The organism is Sphingomonas sp. BK235 (assembly GCF_004345855.1).
Lineage (GTDB): Bacteria > Pseudomonadota > Alphaproteobacteria > Sphingomonadales > Sphingomonadaceae > Sphingomonas.
In genome coordinates this window covers 1-5,824 of the sequence record NZ_SLXN01000020.1, presented here as the reverse complement: position 1 = coordinate 5,824, position 5,824 = coordinate 1, and the positions used below count along the sequence as shown (strand labels likewise).

The 5,824-nt window shown below is 63.2% G+C and carries 6 protein-coding genes; 2 read left to right on the top strand and 4 right to left on the bottom strand.

Annotated elements, in window-relative coordinates; translation table 11 throughout:
- Positions 1 to 904: 904 nt before the first annotated feature.
- The 3 genes from EV292_RS22355 to EV292_RS22345 are packed head-to-tail and all read right to left on the bottom strand — an operon-like array spanning position 905 to position 3,207.
- A complete protein-coding gene (locus EV292_RS22355; RefSeq protein WP_132911485.1) occupies positions 905 to 1,609 on the bottom strand; it encodes an SDR family oxidoreductase in 705 nt (234 codons plus the stop codon).
- Positions 1,610 to 1,624: 15 nt separating this feature from the next.
- On the bottom strand, positions 1,625 to 2,380 hold the full coding sequence (locus tag EV292_RS22350; RefSeq protein ID WP_132911484.1) for an SDR family oxidoreductase: 756 nt from the start codon (positions 2,378 to 2,380) through the stop codon (positions 1,625 to 1,627).
- The gene (locus tag EV292_RS22345) at positions 2,377 to 3,207 is read right to left on the bottom strand and encodes an oxidoreductase (RefSeq protein WP_132911483.1); all 831 of its coding nucleotides are present in this window, start codon (positions 3,205 to 3,207) and stop codon (positions 2,377 to 2,379) included. Before EV292_RS22345 ends, EV292_RS22350 begins: the two co-directional genes overlap by 4 nt.
- 100 nt (positions 3,208 to 3,307) lie before the next feature.
- Between EV292_RS22345 and EV292_RS22340 the strand changes: the two genes are divergently transcribed.
- Positions 3,308 to 4,255: a LysR family transcriptional regulator gene (locus tag EV292_RS22340; RefSeq protein WP_207913553.1), complete on the top strand. Its 948-nt coding sequence runs from the start codon at positions 3,308 to 3,310 to the stop codon at positions 4,253 to 4,255.
- Positions 4,256 to 4,332: 77 nt separating this feature from the next.
- Here the strand turns inward: EV292_RS22340 and EV292_RS22335 are convergent, their stop codons facing one another.
- The gene (locus tag EV292_RS22335; protein WP_132911481.1) at positions 4,333 to 4,665 is read right to left on the bottom strand and encodes a nuclear transport factor 2 family protein; all 333 of its coding nucleotides are present in this window, start codon (positions 4,663 to 4,665) and stop codon (positions 4,333 to 4,335) included.
- A gap of 379 nt (positions 4,666 to 5,044) precedes the next feature.
- Here EV292_RS22335 and EV292_RS22330 point away from each other — a divergent pair, with 379 nt between their 5' ends.
- Positions 5,045 to 5,713 (top strand): potassium channel family protein, encoded by a 669-nt coding sequence (locus EV292_RS22330; RefSeq protein WP_132911480.1) that lies wholly within the window; start codon positions 5,045 to 5,047, stop codon positions 5,711 to 5,713.
- Positions 5,714 to 5,824: the final 111 nt, after the last annotated feature.

Genomic DNA, 5,824 nt, shown 5'->3' with positions numbered 1-5,824 from the left:
GAATGTTGCCCCCGAGATAAGCAACTTGCCTCGGCTGTGACCGCCATTGGCTCGGAAGCTGTCGTGCGTCGCCGGGGCACTTGATGTCCGCTATTTGGGCGGTTCCGGCCCCCTGCCCTCTCGTGCTGAGGACCCAGAAGCGGTCACTCAGGGCCACCTGGCGCCCTCCCAACTCCGATCGTTTGTTCATCTCGCCAATCGGGCCTCCCGGACGTTCGCGCCGCTGTCCGGTTGGCCCGATTGGCAGGATTGCAGCCCGGCCGCTTCGTCGGCCAATCGACGTAAGCGGCCCTTCGTTCAAGCTTGGTGGTCGGCAGCTATCGACCCATGATAAGGCATTCAGGCCCGGCTTTCCGCTCCCCAAAAGCCGCCATCCGGCCGAGCGGTTGGCTGCGGCTCAGCTGAAAGGGCCGAGCACCGGCTTCTCACAGAGCGACACCGTTAACGCGGAAATTGGGTGTCGCAGTTGTGCGTTGAAATCGCCTACTTTCACATCTGACATTCGCGACAGCTACGCCGGCAGCCGAGAACGCCTGCGCCGGTGAACCGGCTCCCCGGCACACCGGCCAGAACTTGAGCGGCGTAGCTTGTTCCAAACCGCGCAGCTTCCCCGCTACACCCTCGTTCTCGATTCGTTGGTGGCACGACAAGCGGCAGTTGTCTGCTTTAGGACATCTGACAGGTGACTGATGGAAACGTCACGACAGATCGATCGTACGTTGTCGCAGAACCGGCGACCTATAGTAGCACCGGGACGTCGGCACTTTAGATGCACCGGACATCGATGCCTACAAACGGCCGGGCTGCAACGTCTAGCTGAAGTTCGGTAGAACAGGCCGGCCAGCGACCTGCCCGAGCAACTTCCGCAAGACCGCTGACCCTGAGCCAGCCCTGACACGATGCCTCACCAGTCGAGTTTTTCACCACGCCAGTCGAGATAAAGGTTGTCTCCGGAGCCCATGTGCCGCTCCACCACATCGGCAACGCCGCGCACGCTCGGCTCCAGCTCCATCTCGGCTTCCACCGTGCCGTCCAACGTACCCATGGCCGTGCTCACCCAGCCCGGGTGGATCGACAACACAGTCATAGCACGTTCCCGATTGGTTGCCCATAACCCTCGCGCGAGCATATTGAGCGCGACTTTGCTGGCCCGGTAGAGTTCGAGCCCGCCTTCGAAATTGATCGCGATGCTTGCGCGATGCGAGGACATGAAGCAGTAGGTGCCGCCAAGCGTGAGATGGTCGAGCAGCCGGTGGGCGAGGCGGATCGGGCCGAACGTGTTGGTCAGCATGATCTCGGCCAACTCTGCATTGCTAGCCTGGGCTACGCTCTGATGCGCGGCACCCCAGATGCCAGCGTTGAAGTAGATGACGTCGAAGCGGCGCTCGCCAAGTTCCGCCAGGAAGGGAGCGATCGCGTCAGCTTGCGTCACGTCGATGGTCGCAACAGACAGTCGGGCGGGGTCTGCCGCCCCAACGCCTTCCAGGTCGGCGGCGTCTGCGGCGGGCCGCGCGGTGCCGACCACGGACCAACCACGATCGAAGAACTGCTGGGCGAGGCCGAGCCCTAGGCCGCGCTCGGCGGCAACGATTAGGATAGACTTGGTCATGAGAGAAACTCCGGATCAAAGGGTGGTGTAGCCGCCATCAGCCATGACCATCGCGCCAGTCATGAAGCTCGAGGCGGGGGAGGCCAGGAAGGCGATCACCTCGGCGATCTCGTGCGCTTGGCCCACCCGTCCGATCGGATGGACGTCGCCATAACTGGCGAGCACCGAACGGCTGTCTTCGACGCCGGTCGACTGGAGAATGTCGGTCTCGACCACGCCCGGGGCGACGACGTTGGATCGGACGCCGTTGGTGCCGTACTCGGCGGCGATCACCTTCGTGAGCTGAGCAATCGCCCCTTTTGAGGCAGCGTAAGCGGCGAGGTCCTTCATCGCGACGACCGACGCGATGGAGGCGACCGAGACGATCGCTCCGCCGCCACCTTGGAGCATAGCGCGTACCGCCTCGCGAGAATGCACAAAGGCACCCCGCACGTTCGTCGCTAGGACGGCGTCGAACTCTTCGACGCTGGTGTCGAGCAGCGACCGGTTGAGCGTCCGTCCGGCGTTGTTGACGAGTATGTCCACCCGCCCGAAGCGGTCCTGCGCCAGCTTCATCGTCCGGCAGGCGACCGCCTCGTCGGCGACATGGCCGGTCAGCGTCGCACAGCCATTGCCCTCGAGCTCATGGACCGCGTCGGAAAGGTCGCTTGCGACGACCGATGCACCGCGCGTTTGCAGCAATTCCGCGGTGGCCCGGCCGATGCCGCGCGCTGCTCCGGTCACGATGGCGACCTTACCTTTGAGGCTCCAGGGGGCCGGTAGCGCCGTCACGACAAAGTCTCCCCGAAGTCGGTGGAACGGGTGACATCCTCCCAGCGGGCGATCTCCTCGATCACGGCGTCCAGCTTCACCCGCGCGCGGCGGAGCGCGTCGCTGCCCAGCAGGAGATGAAGCGGCGGCTCCGGCGCATCGACGAGCTTCAGGATCGCCGTCGCCGCCTTTGCGGGATCCCCGGTCTGGCGACCTGCCACCTCATCGAAGTGACCGAGGATCGTCCCGACACTTGCGGCATACACATCAGCTTGGCGGCTACGGCGGACCGAATGGTCCGAAAGGAAGTCGGTCCTGAAGCCGCCCGGCGCGATCGCCGTTACCTTCAGCCCGAACGGTGCGATTTCCTGCGCCAGGCTCTCCGACATCATCTCAACGGCGCCTTTGGCCGCCGCGTACATGCCTGATCCCGCCATCGGCGCGCGGCCGGCGATCGAGGTGACGTTGAGGATGTGTCCGGCGCCCTGCGCGCGCAGAGCGGGCAAGGCGGCCCTGATGACGCGGAACGGGGCCAGCAGGTTGACGTTCAGCAGCCGGTCCACCGCTTCGTCGTCTGCTTCCTCGATCGCGCCAAGGAGCCCGTAGCCGGCATTGTTGACGAGCACGTCGATGCGGGCGGCCAATTCGAACGCCTCCGCCACGGTCCGGCGCACGGCGGCCGGATCGGCGACGTCGAGCGTCAGGACGTGCAGCACACCCGTGCCGATGGCAAGGTCAGGCGCGACCTCCCGCACCGTCCCGATCACGGTGTCGCCGCGGGCGAGCGCAGCCTCGGCCAAGGCCCTGCCGAGGCCGCGTGAGATGCCGGTGATGAACCAGGTCTTCATAATCGATCTCCTCTGGCCCAATATGAGGAGCGAGAGCCGGGGCGATAATCGGCGAAGATCGACACGGGCTTGTTAGTCTGACTGCATAATGGAGGCGCGCGTGATCCACCCCAGCGAATTCGGAGCGCTGCGCGCATTTGTCGCCGTCGCCGAACAGCTCAGCTTCTCGCGTGCCGCCGAAAGCCTGGGCCTCTCCCCTTCCGCGCTCAGCCAGACCGTGCGGGGGCTGGAGGAGCGCCTTGGCCGGCGCCTGCTCAACCGCACGACTCGCAGCGTGTCGTTGACCGAAGCGGGCGCGGCCTTGCTGGCCGATGTCGGGGGAGCGCTGACGACGCTTGCCGACGCGTTCAACAGTGCGCGCGCCGAGAGCGGAGAGCCGAGCGGCACGCTGCGGCTGCACTGCTTCCACGCCGCGGCCGAGCTGTTCGTCGCCCCCATCCTGCACGATTTCACCCGGGCCTATCAGAAGGTCGTGCTCGATCTCACGATCGACGACACCGTCATCGACCTCGTGGCCGAGGGCTATGACGCCGCGATCCGGATCGGTGAGGTGATCGAGCGCGACATGGTCGCCATACCGCTCGGCGGCGACATCCGGCAGATCGCGGTCGCTTCGCCTGTCTATCTGGCGGAACATGGTGCGCCCACAACTCCGAAAGACCTTCTCGCCCATCGGTGCATCCGGTGGCGGTGGCCCGGCCAGAGCACGCCTTATGCATGGGAGTTCCACGAGGGCGGGCGCTGGTTCGCCGTATCGGTCGACGGCCCCGTGATCTCCAGCAGCCGGTCCTTCACCCTCGACGCGGCTCTTGCCGGTGTCGGCATCGCCTTTCTCAAGGAAGGCTCGGTCGCCGCCCACCTGGCCGACGGACGGCTGGTCGCGCTTTTGGAGGACTGGTCCGCGCCGTTCCCCGGCTTCTGCCTCTGCTATCCCCGGCAGAGCCACATGTCTCCTGCGCTCCGGGTTTTGGTGGATGCGCTCGAGAACAGCCTTATCGCCGGGAAGGACGCGGCGCCGAAGACCGCCAGTCGGAAAGTAGCAGGGTGATACCCGCTCCGGCACCCGCGCCATCGTGGGAGGGCACGCCAGAGCGCGACCACGATGGCGCGTGAAAAGCGCTGAGATCAGGTCAGGTCGGAATTCCCCAGCGAACCCTTGATGTCGTTGTGGAACTGCCAATTGCCTTCAGTCCAGCGCACGCCCTGAACCGACTCCGTGATCTTCCAGCCACCGGCCGAGCGGGCGAACCGGAGGTCATAGGTGCCGACCAGCGCCTGATACGGGCTGCCATCGGCTGCCCGGTAGAAATGGTTCGCGTGCATCAATACGTGGCATGACGCAGTATCACCCTCGATAACAATGCCCTGAGGCACCAGGATGTGCTCGTCGCCGTCGAACTGCTCGTAGAACTGCTTGGAGAGCGCACACCATTTGTCTGCCGATACGGCATCGTCCATGGGCGTTGCAGCCTAGGAGCGCGAGCTAACCTACAAGCCCTCGATGGCGAGGACGGCAGCTTTCCCGCATGTCGCACCTTGAAGCAGTCGGACGGCTAAGTCCCCAATTCCAGCCGTTACGCGTCTTATGAACGAGCGACCGCTTTCGAGAAGTCGCCGATCGCCATCAAACATCCGGAATTGGGCGCTTGCGGCCCCCTGCCCTCTCGTGCCGAGGACCCATTTTCCGACGTTCAGGGCGGCTTGAGCGGTTCCCGAAACCAGACATTCGTTCAGGTGATTTGAGGCGTGTAGCCTCCGGATCTTGCCGAAGCGCGTCTCAAGCCCGAGAATATGGAAGACGAACGTGCGGAGCAGTGGCGCACGGGCAGGAGGCGGCGTGACACGATCGATCAAAAAAAGACCAATTTCTGTATGGGTCAAGGTGGCCCTTACAATTCTTACACCTTTGGCTTTGTTTTACCTGTTTGTAGTTCCAATGCTTGCTGCCCAATCCCCGCAGAGTTTTGGTGTGCCCGGAGTCTTGTTTGGTGCTTTCATGCTTATTCAGCTCTTCATGCTGGTAGCAACCTTTGCGCTCGACTCAGCTGCGGCGTTTTACACCTATCAGCCTTGGCTAGAATTACGACGACGGCAAGCACGGTATAGTCCTTACCGGTCTGATAAGAACGTGCCGTCGTCATGGGCTCTAGTGCCTATGATGCTTTCTTACAGCGCATTCAATTATGCGTTTGCGGTCGTTTATGTATTTACCTCTTCGATTGCCCCGTCGAGCTTCTCAACGGGTAAACCCTTGGGCGTCGTTGAGTCTATATACTTCAGCACGATCACGGCCGCGACAATTGGATATGGCGACATAGCGCCAAAGACCGACGTTGCACGATTGATCGTAGTCGCGCAGGTGAGCATTAGCCTCCTCTACGTGATTATCCTCTTCTCAGCCTTCGCGTCGTACTTGCGGGAGCAGTCGTCGCAACCTGTGAAGCGCGTAGATAAGCTGCCTACTCCTGGCGATGCCGCACCGGATGATGGGCCTCAGGCCTATTAATCCGGATTCGAGCTTGAAGACCCATAACCGGTCACTCCCGGCGCACTGCCCAGCTCCCAACTTCGGACGCCCATTCATCTCTGCGGTCGACACGGGTGACGCGCCGCAACG

Coding starts and splice junctions, on each gene's coding strand:
- EV292_RS22345 (WP_132911483.1), bottom strand. CDS start 3,207: ATGAAGACCTGGTTCATCACCGGCATCTCACGCGGCCTCGGCAGGGCC.
- EV292_RS22355 (WP_132911485.1), bottom strand. CDS start 1,609: ATGACCAAGTCTATCCTAATCGTTGCCGCCGAGCGCGGCCTAGGGCTC.
- EV292_RS22335 (WP_132911481.1), bottom strand. CDS start 4,665: ATGGACGATGCCGTATCGGCAGACAAATGGTGTGCGCTCTCCAAGCAG.